Here is a 15,864-nt window from a genome sequence, read left to right on the forward strand (position 1 = left end):
GCCGATCCGTTCTGGTGCACCTGGCCTACGCGATGGCGGTGAACTACGGACAGGCGTGAAAGACTGGCTCACTGACTATTAAACCACGATCACCGAACCGTCGATTTGATTGACCGACACGACACGCGGTCCGCGAACATCGGGATCCCGCTGCTCCCAGGCCGACAAGGCGGCGTTGGCGGCCTCGACGATCGCCCCCGGAGAGCTGCCGATCCGTGGACGGATCGCCTCAACAAGGCGCGTCAGGATCGTCTGCTCCTCAAGCCGGTGCGCAGGCATCGTGGCTTGCTGGCAGAACGCCACGTAGACGTTCTCGGCGATCACGCGGGCGGCGCGGTCGGGTTCAGGCGTGTCACTCATCTCAGATAGCCCTTCGCCTTCAGATGCTAGGTGGTACGACCTGACCACCCCAACGCCTACCCCTTCCGCTCCCGGAACCGGATCCCGGCCCCGCCGCCGTCCTCCGGATGAACTTCAGGCCGGGGGTTATCACACCAGCCCGGCGAGCCCGTAGGCTGCCAGCGCAGTAATCAGGACTGTGAAACCGACGAGCGAGACGGTGCCGCCGATCCCGCCATGAGCCCCCCCGTCATCGGCCTGCGGCCTTCTTCACATACTCCCAGACCGGAATGCCGCAGACCTGACCTTGCTTGGTCCGGTAGCCTGAGCCGTCTGCGAACACGATCCTGGTGGGTTCCACCTCCAAAGCCTTGCTCCCGGAGACCATCATCACCCCGCAGTAGTCGATCCGCAGCCTTCCATGCTCTGGATGAAGCGCGAACAGCTCGGCCGCCGTCCAACCGAGCGCATGGGCCTCAGCCCCGAGCCGGTCGCAGAAATCGATGGCAGCCTCGCGGATCGGCACCCAGCGGGTCGGCGTCAGATACCGGCAGGGCGAGGCGTGCGGGGATAGATCCTCAAGGGCGCTGCGCCACACGGCAGCGGCGTTCGGGAGCATGGTGGGTGCGAAATCGGAAGCCATACGGCCGAGCTACGGGAGCGAGACCAGGAACGCTATGCGACGGAAAGCGGGGGGGGGGAGGGGGAGGGGGGGGCCCTGCGGGCGACGAGCTGCGGCCCGAGCCGGCACCCTCGATCCCGCCTGACGGCGGACGGCTGCGCCGTCTGCGCGATAACAAAGGAATTCAGGCAGCAAGCCACATCAGCAGGTTGGCAGCAGCACTCCGGCTCAAGCCGAACCGGTCCTGTAGCGCGTTGGCGAGCTGCGGACGGCTGATCCCGATCTGACGTGCGACTGCCCCTTGCGTCATCTGGCGCACCCGCTGCGCATCACGCACGGCCCGCACGAGGTTGTCGGGTAGGACACCGCCGGCATAGTCGCTGAGGGGAGCGCCAATGTGTCTCCACTCCCCACCACCGAGCATGTCGGGGTGCTCAAAAACTCCTTCCTCCGGAAGCGGCTGCGCGACAGCACGACCTGACGGGATCGCCCTTACCTTGGCTCCGGGCGCATGCCCGACAGCGCCGACGCTCGGGCTCAGGCGGGGCTTCCTCGCTGGACTCGGAATGGCTCGTTCTGCGACGTGAGACCGATCCGTCGTGAGCTTTAGGTACTTCGTACCTGGTGCCGACGAAACAGTCTCACGGTCTCGGATCTGAGCGGGGAGGGTGCCGGCTTTCTGGTGCAGGAAGTAGGTCGCCCGACTCATATCGAGAGTGGCCCACGGCTCAAGCCGGGCCTTCGATTGCTCCCGCGGCCGGACCCCTTTGGCGATGCGGTAGGCCTTCGCCAGTTCGGCTTCCCGGGCTCGCTGATCGCTGGCGAACTCTCGGGCCGTCATGCCGGCCGGGCGGATGCGCGCGATCCGCAGCCGCTCCCGCTCATCCGTCGTGAGGCGCAGCAGGTCGCCCAACTCCTGCGCGGACCACCACAACCGTTTCCGGCCGTCGCGCTCCTCAGCCTCGGCGATGCATCCGCGGTTGGCGCTTAGGCTAATACGGGAACGCCAACTCGGCACCAGCCGGTGACGTGCTGCTCAAGATCCTCGGCGAGAAAGCCACCGGCCTTCGCAACGAGCCAGGGCAGGGCGGCTCTCAGGTAGACTTCGCCGTCGTCCGTATCGCAGGGGCCGAGATGGCGGGTGTGGATCAGGCTCCCGATTTCGTGGAGCGTCTGCCGATCGCCTGTCCAGTTCGAGCGCCTGTTGCGCGGGGCCCTAATATTCCGTTCGAGGGCGACGGCTTGGCTCTGTGCCTTCGCGTGCTCCACGGCCTCAGCGGCGATGCGGTCCCAGACATCGAACATCCGAGGCGGTTCGGGATTCCGGCGAGCCATTAGGCAGCCCCCAGCTCGAAGCTGAGCTGAACCGGTTTCCGGTACGGCTAACGGACGGGTCGAGACGGGACACACTCGCCCAGCGCCCGCCGCGTGGAATTGATGAGTGAGATTAATTCGTCGTGGTCCCGAAACCCGCGCTCGAACCACAGATGCACGCCGATCGCCTCATCAGAGACGATGACCCCACCGTGTGCGTCGCTGCGCCGGCCGAGAACATCGGCTGCAGTCAAAGTAGTTGAACGGGCGAGGGGGTCCTGCATTACGGTAGGAGCAGGTGTATCAGACCACACGCACTGAGGTGCGAAAGGCTTCTGCGGATCGTAGGTCTGGCCGTGCTGCGCGGGCATGGTCTCAAGATGGCGAGCGTCAGGAGCGGTGTTGAAGCAAGTTTGCTACTTCGAAGGTTCCGCCGGGTTGGTACCAGATGGTGATGCCGTGCGGGTTGGCAGCGGCGCCTGAGGATCGTGCGCGGAGTCGCCGGTCGGGTTCGCAGCCGGGACCGGTCGATCCTTGTTCTCCGCTATCGAGTGGCCACTGGGGTTCGGCGCATCCTTCGCGGCCGACTCCTCCCGCGGCACCGGCGCTTGGCTCCAGCCGTCCTGAGCGCTTCGGCCCTTGTCGCCCCTTGCGTCGAAGCACTTGATCTCGCCGGGCTTGGTCTAGGCCTGCGCGGATGCGGTGAGCGCCAGGGTTGCGAACGCGGCAAAAGCGACGCTCAGTGGAAGGGGAGAGCGGGCCATCGGGTTGTCTCGGCTGTCGTGAAAACGTTCACGGGCAACCGGTCGAGCCATATACCTGTTCCAGCTTTATAGACCTCTCCGATAACCGGACTGCGCCACTGATGGTCAATCCAAGCCCGGACCGCCAGGAGGAAGCGGCTGCGCCAATCCTGCCCGCCCACATCGAGCACACTGTCCGGGCCATCGCTGGTCTCCACTGGGAGCATCATCGTAAGGCCACACCGGTCCAACGCACTGTCGATCGCATGACCAGCGCCGTTGGGCGCCCACGCTTTTCGGCGTACTCTCTCGCGCGATCCTCGCCTGGGTCGGTTTGAACCTCGTTCTCCCGGCACTCGGTCACGCAGTTTCGATCCGCGACGTTTCGCGTACATGCAGGACGTTGGCGGCGTCCTAAGCCATACGTCACCAGTCTGATCCTGATCACGCAGCGGCACGATGAGCAGCTGGCCGAGCACCTCGCTCAGCTTAACCCTGGAACTCGCGATCGTTTCCGAACAGAAGAGTGCCAAGATCATCGCCCTGATGGAGGAGATGAGGCGTGACCATCCCCACCTCACCGATCGGGTCGACGATGAAGCGGAGGCGATGGCGCGGCCAACGAACCCCCAGGCTGTGCTCGACGCCATCAATGACACGCAGGGCGACCTGCTCTCCACGGAGGGACAGATCACCCCGGCGTAACCTGGGACCAACGCTAGCGGAATAGCTCCGCAGATCGATGTCTGCGGAACCCTGGTAACTATAACTACATGCGCGAACGACGCATATGATGGCGCCGATGACGCTTCATGTGCCTCATACCCATCATGCCCTGCTGGCCGGCTGTGCGCTTCTCTGACGGGCTCTTCACGCTTCCCGGATTGTTCATGTTGCTCTGCGCGCTACCGCCGGAGGGCATCTGAGCGAGAGCCGCTCCTGTGACTGCGAAGGTCAGCGCAGCGGCGAGGGCAAGCGTCTTTATCGACATGATATTTTCCTCCAGACAGATCGCGTTGATCGGTCCGAGTCTGAACAACGCCACGATCGATATTGTTCAGTCTTCCATCAGATTTGCAGTTACAGATCCCGGCACTGTATGAGCCGCAGCGCCAAGGTCTGCACACCGGGCTGGGGGCGGAACGAAGAAACACCCCGGGAGCGGGTGCTCCCGGGGTGTCGCCGACCTCGCGGCCAGGGTGATCGAGCTGGGGGTGCGGAGGTCAGCCGGACGGCTGCTCTTCGGCGATGAGGGGCGGTGAGGAGGACCAACTACCCCTCGCCCGCCATCGCATCGCCCGGCACGGATGCCGGGAGCAGCGCGACCGGATCTCAGTACGAGCCGAACTTGTAGTTCAGGCCGGCGCGGACGACGGCGAACTCGTCGGAGCGGCGGCCGATGCCGCTGCTGTAGACGGCGGGGAAGTTGCTGGCGGCGTTGATGACGAACGCGCCCTGGTTGCGGGTGTTGCGGTCGAGGTTGACGTACAGGCCTTCGACCTTGAGCGTCACGGCCGAGGAGCGGAAGAAGTTCAGGAACGAGTCGGTGGGGAGCGCGTACTCGACGCCGCCGCCGACCGCGTAGCCGGTGCGGAAGCTGTCGTTGCCGGCGTAGCCGCCGAAGGAGCGGTCAGCGCTGCCCGAGCCGTAGGCGAAGCCGCCGGTGCCGTACACGAGGGTGCGGTCGAAGGCGTAGCCGAGGCGGCCGCGCACGGTGCCGAAGTAGTCGAGGCTCGACAGGCCGCGCGGGTCGGTGACGTAGTAGCCGGGGGCGAGGGCGCCGTTGATGAAGGCGTTGTTCCGGCTGCGGCCGAAGTCGAGGTACTGGGCGTCGGCCTCGATGCCGACGACCACGCCCGAGCCCGGGGTGAACTGGTAGTTGTAGCCGATCTGGGCGCCGCCGGAGAAGCCGTCCTGGCTGCGGTTGCCGAAGGTGGCGGTGGTGCCGGCGGCGGCGTAGGGGGCCGGGACGCCGAAGGTGGAGTTGTTGTTGCTGCGGCTGGAGGCGTCGAACGCGTAGCCGGCGTTGATACCGAAGTAGGCGCCCGTCCAGGTGAACACCGGCACGGGGGTGAACACCGGCGGCGGGGCGGCGCGGCGCGGAAGGTCGGCGGCCGAGGCGGCGGCCGTCAGGGCGGTGAACGCGGCCAGCGAGGTCAGGAGCTTGGTCATAACGTAAGGTCCAAATTTCGATCTGACGAGAAGGCTACCGGTCCGTCGATGAAATGGCTGTAGTTTTACGGACACACTGCCGGCTGATGACGTGGGGCTGTATAGTAAACCATCCATGAACATGCGTTGCACGGTCGAAATACAGTGCGATGTACACGACCGGTCGTCGTAACATCTCGGCGGTGGTTTGGTTGCAGCACCCCGTGACTTTGGCCCGGGGCTGTTGCCGAGATGCTACAGAAGCGATCCGCCGCCCTGCCACAGAATTGGCCCGCCATCGGGTATTCAGCCCCCTCATGCCGATCCGGCCCGAGCACCGCTTTTTCTATCCGATCGACTGGCGCGAGCTGTCGCTGGCGATCCGCTTTGGTCGGGCAAAGGGCTGCTGTGAGGGCTGCGGACGGCCGCATGGGCGGATGGTCTACCACCTCGGCGACGGGCGCTGGTGGGACGCCGAGGCCAGCCGGTGGCGCGATGGATGTGGCAGGCGGATCCGTCTCGGGCTGGGTGCCGACATCCTCGGCCGCGCTCGCCGGACTTGGGTCGTTCTAGCTGCCGCGCATAGGGATCACGATACCTCGAACAATGCGGACGCCAACCTCGCGGCCTTTTGCCAGCGCTGCCACATGATCCACGACTGGCCGGAGCATCAGCGAAGGCGCTGGCGCACACTGTTCCGGCGGAAAGTGCTCGGCGACCTGTTCGGTGGCCCCTACGCCTGACGGGTCGCTCAGCGGGTTTAGGGGAAGATGGCGTTCCTGCTGCCGCTCATTAGAGTTCGCCTTAAAGCTCAAACCTTGTCGTTTTCTGCCCCGACACGGTTAGTAGACAAGTCGCGCAAAAATTCGAGGAAGCGCAGCCGCAGGGCTAAGTCATCAATGGCAAAGTACAGTCGCAACACCTCGGCTGCCTCCTCCTGCGACGAGAAAACCCGAGGTAGCGCCGCGCGCGAATGCAATAGATTGAACGCTTCGACGGGCATGTTTAGCGACGCGGCGATCGTCTTCAACCGCATCGTAGCCTCACTGGTGATCGGCCTACGGCCTTGTCGGTCTCCCTCAAAGCCGAGCCCGGGAGGATCCTTGTCCCTCTGGCCCATGTCAGTTCCCACGCATGCTGATAGCTCAAGCATGCGTCCGTCACCCCTGAAGTTGCAAGTCCGAGCCGGAGCACAATCGACACTAGCATGTGAAATCCGCTACGGAATGGCTGTCCTCGACCGAGATCGCCGCCCAGGGGAGACGAGAGTAGATGCCGAAGCGTGGCGTTGTGCGGAACCTGACCCGGCCGAACGAGCTGCGTACTAGCTTGGCGGCCTCAGGCGTTGTCGGCACCTGGGAATGGGACCTGCTGAACCGCTGCGTGTACTATGACGAGCAAGCTGCGGCTTTGCATACTGGCGATCCCGGCCTCGCCGGCCAGCCGGTCAAGGCCCCGGTATCGATCGCCAATGTCCATCCTGAAGACTGCGAGTGGATGGCGCGCGACATGGCCAAAGCAGTGCAGAGCGGGAGCTTGTTCCTAGTCGAGTACCGGATCGTAAACCCCGACCAAAGCATACGCTGGATCCTGTGCCGCGGGCGGATTTACCGGGCCGAGGACGGCCAGGCGGTGCGCTGCCGCGGCATCATGATCGACATCACCGAAAGTCGTGAGACTTGTGAAACAGGCGAGGGCTATGTTGCCCAGCCGTTGCCGCATGAGGAAAGCCTAATCGTGCAGGCAGCTGACCGCTGCCTGGAAGCGCAGGCAGCGCTCGAACAGTATGGCTCACTGCATTTGCTACAAAAGGCGGATGAGCTGCTCCTCGCCGTCGGTCAGGAACTGTCGCGTGAAATAAATGAAGAACAGGTATCGCACCTGCATTAGCGGAATGTACAGTGTGTCTGATCATTGCGTCCTGTTTTCAGTCTATTGGTGTGCCGGCACGTGCCAGGTAACATTGCCGAATAGATCGTGCATCCTCTGCGTTCTTTATCCATGTTGGTTCTCGACTTGGCCCGGGCTCTAGCCGAAGATTCGCCCATCGGTATCGTCGTTACAGGCGGACTTGCGGTGACCGCTGCATGGGCATGCCGCTAGGATGGCGAACAGTGGCCTAGCGTTGAGCGGCGCTCAATCTGCCTGAAGATCCCCTCCCTTGTTCTGCCATTGCTTCCGCTTGAACGGCACGTGATCACAACCTCGTCATGATCTGAAAACTTCAGGCATCCTTAAGGTGATTAACGGAGTGAATTCAATCTCAGCTGAGATTGTAATCTATCTTCGATGGCCGAGATGCTGAATAACAACCGGAAGTTGCTTCCGGCGATCATGCGCGGGACCGCGATCTCACTAGCTGTGGCCAGCGGCGCCATCGCGAGCCTCCCGGATGCGGATCACATCGTATCGCAGAAGGGCAAACGTTTTGGGCCGGGGGACGTCGCACTCCACGTCGGTGAGCACATCACGGTGGTCAACGACGACGACAACTTTGTCCACCAGGCCTACGTCGAAGCCGAGACGTTCGCCTTCGACAGCGGTGATATCGAGCCCGGCGCCAAAGCCGTCATCACCTTCCCGACGGAGGGTGATTTCACCGTCCTGTGCGGCGTTCACCCGAAGATGAAGCTCGCCGTCCACGTGCGGTAGCTGCGCCGCCAGCAGCGCCGATGCTACCGGCGCTCCTTGGCTTACACGGATAGGTCGAACGCCGCTGCTATCGGTCGGAATGCGCGTGTGAGATCGCTGTCCAACCGCCCGACCATGCCCTGCAGGATGCCGTAGGCCTGGCCGCCCGGCATCGGCGCGCGATAGCTGCGTCGTTCGATCAGCGCGCCGTAGACGTCGCAGACGGTCACCAGCCGCACGAAGTCCGGGATCTCCCACCCCTTGAGACCGTCCGGGTAACCGGTCCCGTCGAGCATCTCGTGATGCGAGCGAACCGCCGCCAGCAGTTCACCGTCGAAGGCACCGTTGACGAGCATTGCGTGGCCGCACGCGGCGTGCGTGCGCATCACCGCCATCTCCGCATGGGTCAGTCGACCCGGCTTGTTCAGGATCTCGATCGGCACATGGATTTTGCCGACATCGTGCAGCAGGGTGGCTCTCGTCAGGCGATGGCGGTCCGCCATTCGCAGGCCGAGTGCACCCGAGAAGGCCGCGGCGAGGGCGGCGACGATCAGGCAGTGCTGATGGGTGGCGTCGTCGAACTGCCGGACCGCCCGCACCCAGTCGTAGACCCCGCTCTCGCTGACGGCGCGCACGACCAAGTCGGTTCCGGCATCGGCCACATCCGGCGTGATTGTGCCGCCAGAAAACAGAGCGCCCTGGAAGAACTGCCGAGCCTCGGCAGCCGTCGCTCGTGCAGAACGGGGGATCGGCGAGCCCCGCAATCGATCCAGCGCAGTGGACATCTGCTGCAGGTTGGCCGTGGCGCTCGCGCCCAGGATCTGTGCCTGCGCTTCGGCCCGAGCGACGTTGCCGTGCACGAGAAACAGATACGGCAGACTTTCGGTTCGGACCTTCGCCAAGGCGCGGCGAAGGCGGATGATCGCGTCGGAGGTGAGCGCTTCGATGTCGCTGACGATCAGATCGAACTGCCGGGTCGGCAACTTGTCCTCGTACAGATCGTGGACGTTGCAAGAACCGCGCGAACCGAGATCACGTGCCAAGCGCTCACCACGCTGGACGTCGTCGGTGATCAGCAGAAGCTCACTCATCGCTGCGCCTCAGAGGATCACGTGCTCGTTGAAGGTCAGCGAGCCGAACGGCATCCGGAACGCCACACCGATGCCTTCGGGTGTATGGCGCACTACCGTCGCGAAGCGCTTGCCCACCGTCACGGTCTCGCCGACATCCGGCCGCTCGTCCAAGAGCAGGGCTGCGCCAGTCATGGACAGGTCGGCGACAATCGCTCCGACCGCCTGCTCACCCGGCAGCCTGATCTGCACCTCGCGGTGGGCCGGGACGATGCGGGCTGCCTTGCGTTGGTCGTTTCGCGTCTCGGCGCTGCGCAGCCAAGCCAGCCGCGCTACGATCCTGGAGCGTCGTTCGAGGTTGGCCACCACCTGCAGGACGAAGCTTGCGCGGGAGCCGTGCAGCACAACGCCGTCGATCAGCCCAATGTTATCGAGGTAGCATGCGACGCGAACTCCGCTGCCGGGGAGCGCTCCCTGCACGACGCGACGCAGCTCGATGACGTCGGGGGCTGAAACATCGGCGAGACATGAAACGTCCTCGCCACCGAGCAGGCAATATCTACCCTGGGTTGAAATCGAGCACTGATCCAACACGGAAGCTGTCTCCGTCATCGTATATAGCGGAGTGTGGCACCAACCTGGTTTATAGTTCGTCTAAACCTAAAAGAAATTTGATCCTTGTCGGCGGCTTCGCTTACGCAGGCTGTGCCTGACGGCTCAGCGTGCCGTTCTCATCGACGCGCGCGGCGCAGCTTTTTACCAGATCAAGGAACCGATCAATGTAGGCGAGCCCCATGTCGGTCTCGGCGCACAGAGTCGCGTTGAAAGCGTTGATCCCGACGTCACCGCTCCGCCGCCGCGCCTGCAAATCAGCACGCACCGCGGCGAGTTGCACGCGCTGAGCCAACAGATCCGTCTGGATCACGTCGAGCCGCGCACCCGACAACGTCAGTGCATGTCCTTCCTGCAGCAGCTCTATAGCTGTCACGTCGACGGCGGCGAGCGCGGGTGTGGCGCAGCGACCGGATCGCAGCGGTACGAGCGTGCCAATCATCGGCTCTGCTCCCCCAGGTCGGGGTCCCTTGCGCTGCACACCTCGCCGATAGCATCGGGGGCGTACCCGTACAGGCCGTCCTTGAGCCGATGTTTCAACGCCTCGGCTTCCGCTAGCGCCCAGGCCAGATGCCGATGCGGCGCCATCCGATGATCGAACACGGCGTCGATCCGGTTGCAGCTCGCCGCATAGGGCTCTGCCGGAGTCTCGACGGCTGCACGAAGTAGGTCCCCGAGCCCATTTTCTAGGCTGGCCCGCACGGCGGCTTGCTCGCCCGTATTGTTCATGCCCTCAGCCCACTGCCCGCGCTGCTTCACGCACCTGCTGAGTGGCGGTATCGACCTGCTCGCTCGCTCGCGCGATCGCCTCCATGCCGCCGGCGATCGTCGTCACCCCATGGGCGGCCGTGTGCATGCTGCCCGACATCTCCCGGGTCACGGCCGACTGCTCCTCCACCGCCGCCGCGATCGCCGCTGAGACCTCGTCGAGGGATCGGATCGTGCCCTGGATCGCGCCGATCGCGTTCACCGCCTCGCGTGTGGCTGCCTGAGTCGCGGTGATCTGCCCGCGGATCTGGTCGGTGGCCTTGGCGGTCTGCTCGGCCAAGGCCTTCACCTCGGAAGCCACAACAGCGAAACCTTTACCCGAGGCGCCGGCTCGCGCCGCCTCGATTGTGGCGTTGAGCGCCAACAGGTTGGTCTGCGAGGCAATTCCCTGAATCATCGTCACGACGTCGCCGATCTGTGCCGCCTGCCCGCTCAGGCCCTCGACGATGCCGCTGGTATGACGCGCCTGTTCGACCGCCTCGCCGGCCATGCGCGCGGCGTGGCTGACCTGCTGGCTGATCTCCCCGACTGAGGCCGACAACTCCTCTGCGCCCGAGGCGACACACTGGATGTCGTTGGAGACCTGTCCCACGATGCCAGCCGCCTCTGCCGTCTGTCGGGTGACGTCCTCGACTGCGGCGCCGATCGCGTCGAGATCCGTGCCGATCGCCCGCTGCGCCGCGGCCCGGCGCTGCCGCTCATGCACTTGCGCGGTGATGTCGGCGGCGAACTTCACCACCTTGAGCACGGTGCCATCCGCGTCGGTGATCGGGTTGTAGCTCGCCTGGATCCAGACCTCGTGACCGCCGCGGGCGATGCGCCGGAACTCGCCCGCCGCGAACTCGCCGCGGCCCAGCCGGTCCCAGAACCCCCGGTAGGCTGTCCCCGCCTGCTCAGCCGCATCTACGAATAGGCTGTGATGCCGGCCGCGGATCTCATCAAGACGATAGCCGACCGCGTCGAGGAAATTCTGGTTGGCGTCTAGGATCGTGCCGGTCGGATCGAACGCGATCACCGCTTGCGAGCGGTGCAGGGCGGCGATCTGGCCATCGCTATCCAACGAGCGCAGCTTCTGCGCCGTAATGTCGGCGGCGAATTTTACGACCTTTACCACGCGCCCGGCGCGGTCGAGCAAGGGGTTGTAGCTCGCCTGAAGCCAGACGGCTCGACCGTCCTTGGCGATCCGCTTGAACTCGGCGGCCTGGAACGTGCCCCGCCGCAGGGCTTCCCAGAATGCGCGGTACTCGGCGCTGTCGCGGGTGGCTGCCTCAACGAACATGCCGTGGTGCTGTCCCTGCACCTCGGCCAGCGTGTAGCCCATGGCGGTCAGGAAGTTGGCGTTGGCGGTGAGGATGGTGCCGTCGGGCTGGAATTCGATGACGGCTTGCGAGCGGTCGAGCGCATCGAGCTTGGCCGCCTGATCCGCATGTGTGCGCGTTCCACCAAACATGGCCGATCCCCCAGGATTGTTGTGGTGTTCGACGACGGACCGGGAGGCAGTCGGCCAGCGGAGTATCCCGCCGACACGTCACCCTTCGCATCATCGCTTTCGGCAATACTGGGCAACGAGCGTTAATTTACGCCTAATGTGTCCGATCACGACCAGTATTCGCACCGAACACAACTTATATTAATCCCCGGTAGCAGTTTTCATACCGCCGTGATTAGAAACAATACAACTTATCCGTGCTTAAAGATGGCGAGTTCGCGCAAGAAGGTGGTTAATGGATCATTACCTACCAAGCCGGGCTCGTAGCGACCGGCCGCGCTGACGGTGGGACGCCCGATCCGTCAGCTCACTTCGCGCTCGAACGCCACGAAGTTCTCGATCCGCCCATCGGCAGCGCGCAGGGGCCGGCAGTCGATCTCGACACGATATTTGGACCCGTCCTCACGGTAGTTGGTGCGGTAGCCATGGAAACGCTCACCGGCCATGAGGGCACGATGGAAAGTGTCGAGCGCCGAGCGGCGCGTCTCCTTGCCCTGCATGATCCATGGATTACGACCTATGACATCCTTCAGGTCTCGCCCAATCAGCCGCCCAAAGGCTTCGTTGGCATACAAAACAACTGGGCTAGGCGAGAGGATCGTCGTGTCCGTCATGATCACGCCGACCGTTGCGACATAAGCCAACACGCAAATGATTTCGAATGCCGTCATCTCAGAGAGTCACTATACACGCGACGACGATCTAATAGCGTCGCACGATGCATTCCCGGTCGGCGATATTGACGCTCCTAGATGCATATAATCGGTGTGCAGCCTTTCAGGCTCGGCCCGCCATGCATCTCGCTCCACCTGCACCGCCTTGATGCAGGCGTTCAGATGGCCGGTGTCGATTGCAGTCTAAACGAGCATATCTTGCGCCATAGCCAGTTGCTCGCGCAGCTCGCCGTTTTCCGCCGCCAGGGTCAGCAGAAGCGCCGCCACATCGTCACCCATGCCGATCCTCGTACCGCCTCTTCAGGTTCGCGGCGGGTAGGCCCGAGAGGGTTGCCCCGTCGACAAAGATGCTGGGCCCGAGGTTGCCGGGGCGGGCTTCGTCCGCAGCAGGATCTCGAACACGCTGGGTTCCAGGGCCGTGGGCCGGCGCTCGCGGTCTCCAGTCCCGCCGCCGCACCGACCCTCATGCGACTGCCCGGCCAAGGCTTCACGGGCGAGCCCCGAGGAACCAGCTCGGGCCCACCTGTCGTTGCATGCTCGCCCGCTGCGCGCCATTTGGTGTTCCGCCGCGATGCCGCCAGGATTTGTTCAACTGCAGCCTCGGCCTCAGTCCCAGTCAGAAGGTTCTTGCTGGCGTAGACGAAGCGGTACAGCGCGCTCATGGTCAAGATCCGAGGCTGGTCGATTAAATAAAACATGATTGGTAAATGGAGCAGATAAAGCAACAAATTCTCAGTCAACATGCTAGCATTGAACGGTCTAAACGTGTTTTATCGGCTATCGTCATTGCGCGCGGCTACGTAAAAGTCGACGAGCGACGTATATGATCTTGGCGCAAATTGAAACGCGCGGCGAATTCCGCCGGTGGCATTGGGCGGCCAAACAGATAACCCTGCGCCTCTTGGCAGCCCTTCGCGAGCAGACGCCGGCGTTGCTCCTCGGTCTCGACGCCCTCGGCGATCACCTCCAGCCCGAAGCTGCGGCTGAGGTCGATCACCGCCCGCACGATGGCCGCGTCGTGCCGGTCCTCACACAGGCCGTTCACGAAGCCGCGGTCAATCTTCAATCGTGTCAACGGGAAGCGCTTGAGCAGGCTGAGCGAGGCGTAGCCGGTGCCGTAGTCGTCGAACGCGATTCCCACGTCCATGGCGCGCAGGGCCCGCAGGGCGGCGACCACCTCTGGGTCGTGATGCAAGATGATCGTCTCGGTAATCTCCAACTCCAGGGCGTGCGCCGGCAGCTCAGTCTCTGCGAGCGCGGCTGCGACTCGCTCGACCAAACCGCCACTTCGGAATTGGGCAGCGCAGAGGTTCACCCCGATCCGGAACGGATGCACACCACCTTGCCGCCAAGCCTGTGCTTGGGCGCAGGCAGTGCGCAGCACCCAGTCGCCAACACGCGCTGCGTCCGGACCGTTGTCTAGCACCTCCAGGAACGCGGCCGGCATGAGCAGGCCGAGTTCGGGATGTTGCCACCGGATCAGGGCCTCGGCCCCCATGAGTGCCCCGTCGGACAGGCTTACCTGCGGCTGATAATGCAGTACGAACTCACCCTGCTCGATAGCGCGGCGCAGCCCGTCGCGGCAGGCCCGCTCGCGCTGTGCGACCTCGCGCAGGTCCGGCGTGAACAGGCAGGCGCGCCCGCGCCCATCCATCTTCGCGCGGTAAAGGGCGGCATCGGCGCAAGCCAGCAGTTCGTCTTCTCGCACCCCATGGGCGGGGCTTAGGGCCACGCCGACGCTGGCGCCGAGTCGCAAGATGGATTCCTCGACGCGGTACGGCTCGGAGAGGGCGTCGATTATCGCCCGCCCCTTGGAGATTGCCATCAACGGATCCCCGACGCCGGGGAGCACGACCGCGAACTCATCGCCGCCAAATCGAGCCGCAACGCCCATGGTGTCGACGCAGTTGCGCAGTCGACTCGCCGCCAGCCGGAGTACGGCATCGCCCACGGCATGACCGTGCGCGTCGTTGACCTCTTTGAAGCCGTCGAGGTCGAGCATCAGCACCGCCGCTGGGCGATCCTCCATAATCGCCGCCTCGATCCGGCCGCACAGTACAGCCCGGTTAGGCAGCTCGGTCAGGGCATCGAGATGCGCGAGACGGAACAGGCGTTCCTCTACCATGTGGCGCTGGCTGACGTCGCGCGCGATCGCCCCGAAAGCTGCGTGGCCGTTCTCGGTCCAGGTGCACAAGGACAGCTCGACGGGGAACTCGCGGCCGTCCTTGTGCCGGCAGGTGAGTTCGACAGTGCGGCCGAGCAGCCGCGTCTCCGCCCCGGGCGCGATCCGGCGGAGGTCACCCTCGTGGCCGCCGTGCATCCGCTCGGGCACCAGTATGGCGAGGGGCTGACCAAGAGCCTCGGCGACCGTATGCCCGAACAGGTGCTCGGCGGCCGTGCTCCAGAAGCTCACCCGCCCGTGGGCGTCCGCGCAGATGATGGCGTCCGACGAGGTGTCGGCGATGTGCTCGAAGCGCGATTGAGTCGCACGCCGGGCCGCCTGGACGCGGCGCAGCTCCAGCCGGTCGAGCACGAGTCGGGCTAGGTCGGTGAGGATACGCCTGTCTCGGCCCGTGAAAGCGCGTCGCGGCTTGGGGCTGGCGAGGCAGAGTGTACCGATGGCATGGCCGTCCCCGGTACGTAGCGGCACGCCTGCGTAGAAGCGGATGAACGGGGCGTCGGTGACCAGGGGATTGTCGCAGAACCGTGAATCCCGGGATGCGTCGAGTACGACGAGGATGTCGGCTTGCGCGATGGTCCGGGCGCAGAAGGCGACGTCGCGGTCGGTGTCACACAGGCTTAGGCCGACCTTGGCGTGGAAGACTTGCCGATCGCGATCAACGAAGGAAACGAAGGCAGCCGGTGCGCCGAGCAGGCGGGCGGCGAGTTCGACGATGTGGGCGAGCGACGGATCTGACTCGGCATCGAGGATTTCGTGCTCGGCCAGCGCCTGCAGCCGAGCTTCCTCGTCAGTCTGCGCATATGAAGATGGCACGAGAGGGCTCCGGATCGAACGGGTGAGCGCGGCTGAGTCAGCGGATGAGGTCGCCTTCCGTGTCGGGCAATGGGCCGACATTCGGATCCGCCAGAGTGAGAAGGCTTAGCTGCTTGATCCGAACCTCGGACGCGGCCTCGCGCATTTGGCCGACGGCAACGACAGACGGCAGCCAGTTCGTGGCGATCACGGTGACGGAATGTCGGATGCCCCCTAGCTTAATGATCGAGGGTGCGCCCTGTCCACCCGCGATGAGGGCGAGCAGGCCGAAGGCAGCCGCCAGGGCAGCCTTGACAGGGAGGTGTACGCGCATTGCTGGCTTCTCATCAGGACTATAATCAGTCCTCGCCTGATAAACATGTGGCGGAACCAGCAATTATTTCTGATAGATTCTGTTAATTAATAGTTTATTCCGTCATAAACCGTACTTTTGTATAAGCATGTAACTCCAAACGA

General features: G+C 64.1%; 19 protein-coding genes. 4 read left to right on the forward strand and 15 right to left on the reverse strand.

Features of this window, described 5'->3' with window-relative positions; translation table 11 throughout:
• Positions 1 to 78: 78 nt before the first annotated feature.
• The 4 genes from AC3IF3_RS23570 to AC3IF3_RS23585 form a co-directional block, all read right to left on the reverse strand.
• Positions 79 to 324 (reverse strand): hypothetical protein, encoded by a 246-nt coding sequence (locus AC3IF3_RS23570; protein WP_243966394.1) that lies wholly within the window; start codon positions 322 to 324, stop codon positions 79 to 81.
• A 265-nt stretch (positions 325 to 589) separates the two neighbouring features.
• Positions 590 to 865, reverse strand: coding sequence for a hypothetical protein (locus AC3IF3_RS23575; protein WP_489230519.1), 276 nt, complete (start codon positions 863 to 865; stop codon positions 590 to 592).
• A 280-nt stretch (positions 866 to 1,145) separates the two neighbouring features.
• Entirely contained in the window at positions 1,146 to 1,874 is a 729-nt protein-coding gene (locus tag AC3IF3_RS23580; RefSeq protein WP_489218478.1) for a hypothetical protein, read from the reverse strand.
• Positions 1,875 to 1,948: 74 nt separating this feature from the next.
• Complete coding sequence (locus AC3IF3_RS23585) at positions 1,949 to 2,266, reverse strand: hypothetical protein (RefSeq protein WP_489218479.1); 318 nt, start codon at positions 2,264 to 2,266, stop codon at positions 1,949 to 1,951.
• A gap of 1,211 nt (positions 2,267 to 3,477) precedes the next feature.
• Between AC3IF3_RS23585 and AC3IF3_RS23590 the strand changes: the two genes are divergently transcribed.
• Positions 3,478 to 3,723, forward strand: coding sequence for a hypothetical protein (locus AC3IF3_RS23590; protein WP_489218480.1), 246 nt, complete (start codon positions 3,478 to 3,480; stop codon positions 3,721 to 3,723).
• Positions 3,724 to 3,787: 64 nt separating this feature from the next.
• Here the strand turns inward: AC3IF3_RS23590 and AC3IF3_RS23595 are convergent, their stop codons facing one another.
• A complete protein-coding gene (locus AC3IF3_RS23595) occupies positions 3,788 to 4,063 on the reverse strand; it encodes a hypothetical protein (RefSeq protein ID WP_489218481.1) in 276 nt (91 codons plus the stop codon).
• Positions 4,064 to 4,350: 287 nt separating this feature from the next.
• The gene (locus tag AC3IF3_RS23600; RefSeq protein ID WP_489216192.1) at positions 4,351 to 5,190 is read right to left on the reverse strand and encodes an outer membrane protein; all 840 of its coding nucleotides are present in this window, start codon (positions 5,188 to 5,190) and stop codon (positions 4,351 to 4,353) included.
• 296 nt (positions 5,191 to 5,486) lie between these two features.
• Here AC3IF3_RS23600 and AC3IF3_RS23605 point away from each other — a divergent pair, with 296 nt between their 5' ends.
• Positions 5,487 to 5,912: a hypothetical protein gene (locus AC3IF3_RS23605; RefSeq protein ID WP_489231358.1), complete on the forward strand. Its 426-nt coding sequence runs from the start codon at positions 5,487 to 5,489 to the stop codon at positions 5,910 to 5,912.
• Between the two features lie 68 nt (positions 5,913 to 5,980).
• On the opposite strand, the gene AC3IF3_RS23610 is transcribed toward AC3IF3_RS23605, so the two are convergent.
• Positions 5,981 to 6,205 (reverse strand): hypothetical protein, encoded by a 225-nt coding sequence (locus AC3IF3_RS23610; protein WP_489218485.1) that lies wholly within the window; start codon positions 6,203 to 6,205, stop codon positions 5,981 to 5,983.
• 236 nt (positions 6,206 to 6,441) lie between these two features.
• On the opposite strand from AC3IF3_RS23610, the gene AC3IF3_RS23615 reads away from it, so the two are divergent.
• Positions 6,442 to 7,059, forward strand: coding sequence for a PAS domain-containing protein (locus tag AC3IF3_RS23615; RefSeq protein WP_489230520.1), 618 nt, complete (start codon positions 6,442 to 6,444; stop codon positions 7,057 to 7,059).
• Positions 7,060 to 7,458: 399 nt separating this feature from the next.
• Positions 7,459 to 7,821 carry a cupredoxin domain-containing protein gene (locus AC3IF3_RS23620; RefSeq protein WP_489218487.1) on the forward strand — a complete coding sequence of 121 codons (363 nt, stop codon included), beginning with the start codon at positions 7,459 to 7,461 and terminating at the stop codon, positions 7,819 to 7,821.
• A gap of 41 nt (positions 7,822 to 7,862) precedes the next feature.
• Here the strand turns inward: AC3IF3_RS23620 and AC3IF3_RS23625 are convergent, their stop codons facing one another.
• The 8 genes from AC3IF3_RS23625 to AC3IF3_RS23660 form a co-directional block, all read right to left on the reverse strand.
• Positions 7,863 to 8,891 carry an HD-GYP domain-containing protein gene (locus AC3IF3_RS23625; RefSeq protein ID WP_489218489.1) on the reverse strand — a complete coding sequence of 343 codons (1,029 nt, stop codon included), beginning with the start codon at positions 8,889 to 8,891 and terminating at the stop codon, positions 7,863 to 7,865.
• A 9-nt stretch (positions 8,892 to 8,900) separates the two neighbouring features.
• On the reverse strand, positions 8,901 to 9,464 hold the full coding sequence (locus AC3IF3_RS23630) for a PilZ domain-containing protein (protein WP_489230521.1): 564 nt from the start codon (positions 9,462 to 9,464) through the stop codon (positions 8,901 to 8,903).
• Between the two features lie 100 nt (positions 9,465 to 9,564).
• Positions 9,565 to 9,924, reverse strand: a complete 360-nt coding sequence (locus AC3IF3_RS23635) for a hypothetical protein (protein ID WP_489218491.1) — start codon at positions 9,922 to 9,924, stop codon at positions 9,565 to 9,567.
• Positions 9,921 to 10,211, reverse strand: coding sequence for a hypothetical protein (locus AC3IF3_RS23640; RefSeq protein ID WP_489218492.1), 291 nt, complete (start codon positions 10,209 to 10,211; stop codon positions 9,921 to 9,923). Before AC3IF3_RS23640 ends, AC3IF3_RS23635 begins: the two co-directional genes overlap by 4 nt.
• Before the next feature lie 4 nt (positions 10,212 to 10,215).
• Positions 10,216 to 11,700, reverse strand: a complete 1,485-nt coding sequence (locus AC3IF3_RS23645) for a methyl-accepting chemotaxis protein (RefSeq protein ID WP_489218494.1) — start codon at positions 11,698 to 11,700, stop codon at positions 10,216 to 10,218.
• A gap of 341 nt (positions 11,701 to 12,041) precedes the next feature.
• A complete protein-coding gene (locus tag AC3IF3_RS23650; RefSeq protein ID WP_489218496.1) occupies positions 12,042 to 12,410 on the reverse strand; it encodes a PAS domain-containing protein in 369 nt (122 codons plus the stop codon).
• A 799-nt stretch (positions 12,411 to 13,209) separates the two neighbouring features.
• Positions 13,210 to 15,408, reverse strand: a complete 2,199-nt coding sequence (locus AC3IF3_RS23655) for a putative bifunctional diguanylate cyclase/phosphodiesterase (protein ID WP_489218497.1) — start codon at positions 15,406 to 15,408, stop codon at positions 13,210 to 13,212.
• A gap of 37 nt (positions 15,409 to 15,445) precedes the next feature.
• Positions 15,446 to 15,721: a hypothetical protein gene (locus tag AC3IF3_RS23660; RefSeq protein WP_489218498.1), complete on the reverse strand. Its 276-nt coding sequence runs from the start codon at positions 15,719 to 15,721 to the stop codon at positions 15,446 to 15,448.
• Between the last annotated feature and the right edge of the window lie 143 nt (positions 15,722 to 15,864).

The sequence above is a fragment of the Methylobacterium sp. J-118 genome (assembly GCF_057836565.1).

Bases quoted from the DNA above. Each gene is read 5' to 3' on its own strand.
- AC3IF3_RS23585 (WP_489218479.1), bottom strand. From the start codon at position 2,266: ATGTTCGATGTCTGGGACCGCATCGCCGCTGAGGCCGTGGAGCACGCG.
- AC3IF3_RS23590 (WP_489218480.1), top strand. From the start codon at position 3,478: ATGAGCAGCTGGCCGAGCACCTCGCTCAGCTTAACCCTGGAACTCGCG.
- AC3IF3_RS23600 (WP_489216192.1), bottom strand. From the start codon at position 5,190: ATGACCAAGCTCCTGACCTCGCTGGCCGCGTTCACCGCCCTGACGGCC.
- AC3IF3_RS23605 (WP_489231358.1), top strand. From the start codon at position 5,487: ATGCCGATCCGGCCCGAGCACCGCTTTTTCTATCCGATCGACTGGCGC.
- AC3IF3_RS23610 (WP_489218485.1), bottom strand. From the start codon at position 6,205: ATGCGGTTGAAGACGATCGCCGCGTCGCTAAACATGCCCGTCGAAGCG.
- AC3IF3_RS23615 (WP_489230520.1), top strand. From the start codon at position 6,442: ATGCCGAAGCGTGGCGTTGTGCGGAACCTGACCCGGCCGAACGAGCTG.
- AC3IF3_RS23620 (WP_489218487.1), top strand. From the start codon at position 7,459: ATGGCCGAGATGCTGAATAACAACCGGAAGTTGCTTCCGGCGATCATG.
- AC3IF3_RS23625 (WP_489218489.1), bottom strand. From the start codon at position 8,891: ATGAGTGAGCTTCTGCTGATCACCGACGACGTCCAGCGTGGTGAGCGC.
- AC3IF3_RS23635 (WP_489218491.1), bottom strand. From the start codon at position 9,924: ATGATTGGCACGCTCGTACCGCTGCGATCCGGTCGCTGCGCCACACCC.
- AC3IF3_RS23640 (WP_489218492.1), bottom strand. From the start codon at position 10,211: ATGAACAATACGGGCGAGCAAGCCGCCGTGCGGGCCAGCCTAGAAAAT.
- AC3IF3_RS23645 (WP_489218494.1), bottom strand. From the start codon at position 11,700: ATGTTTGGTGGAACGCGCACACATGCGGATCAGGCGGCCAAGCTCGAT.
- AC3IF3_RS23650 (WP_489218496.1), bottom strand. From the start codon at position 12,410: ATGACGGCATTCGAAATCATTTGCGTGTTGGCTTATGTCGCAACGGTC.
- AC3IF3_RS23660 (WP_489218498.1), bottom strand. From the start codon at position 15,721: ATGCGCGTACACCTCCCTGTCAAGGCTGCCCTGGCGGCTGCCTTCGGC.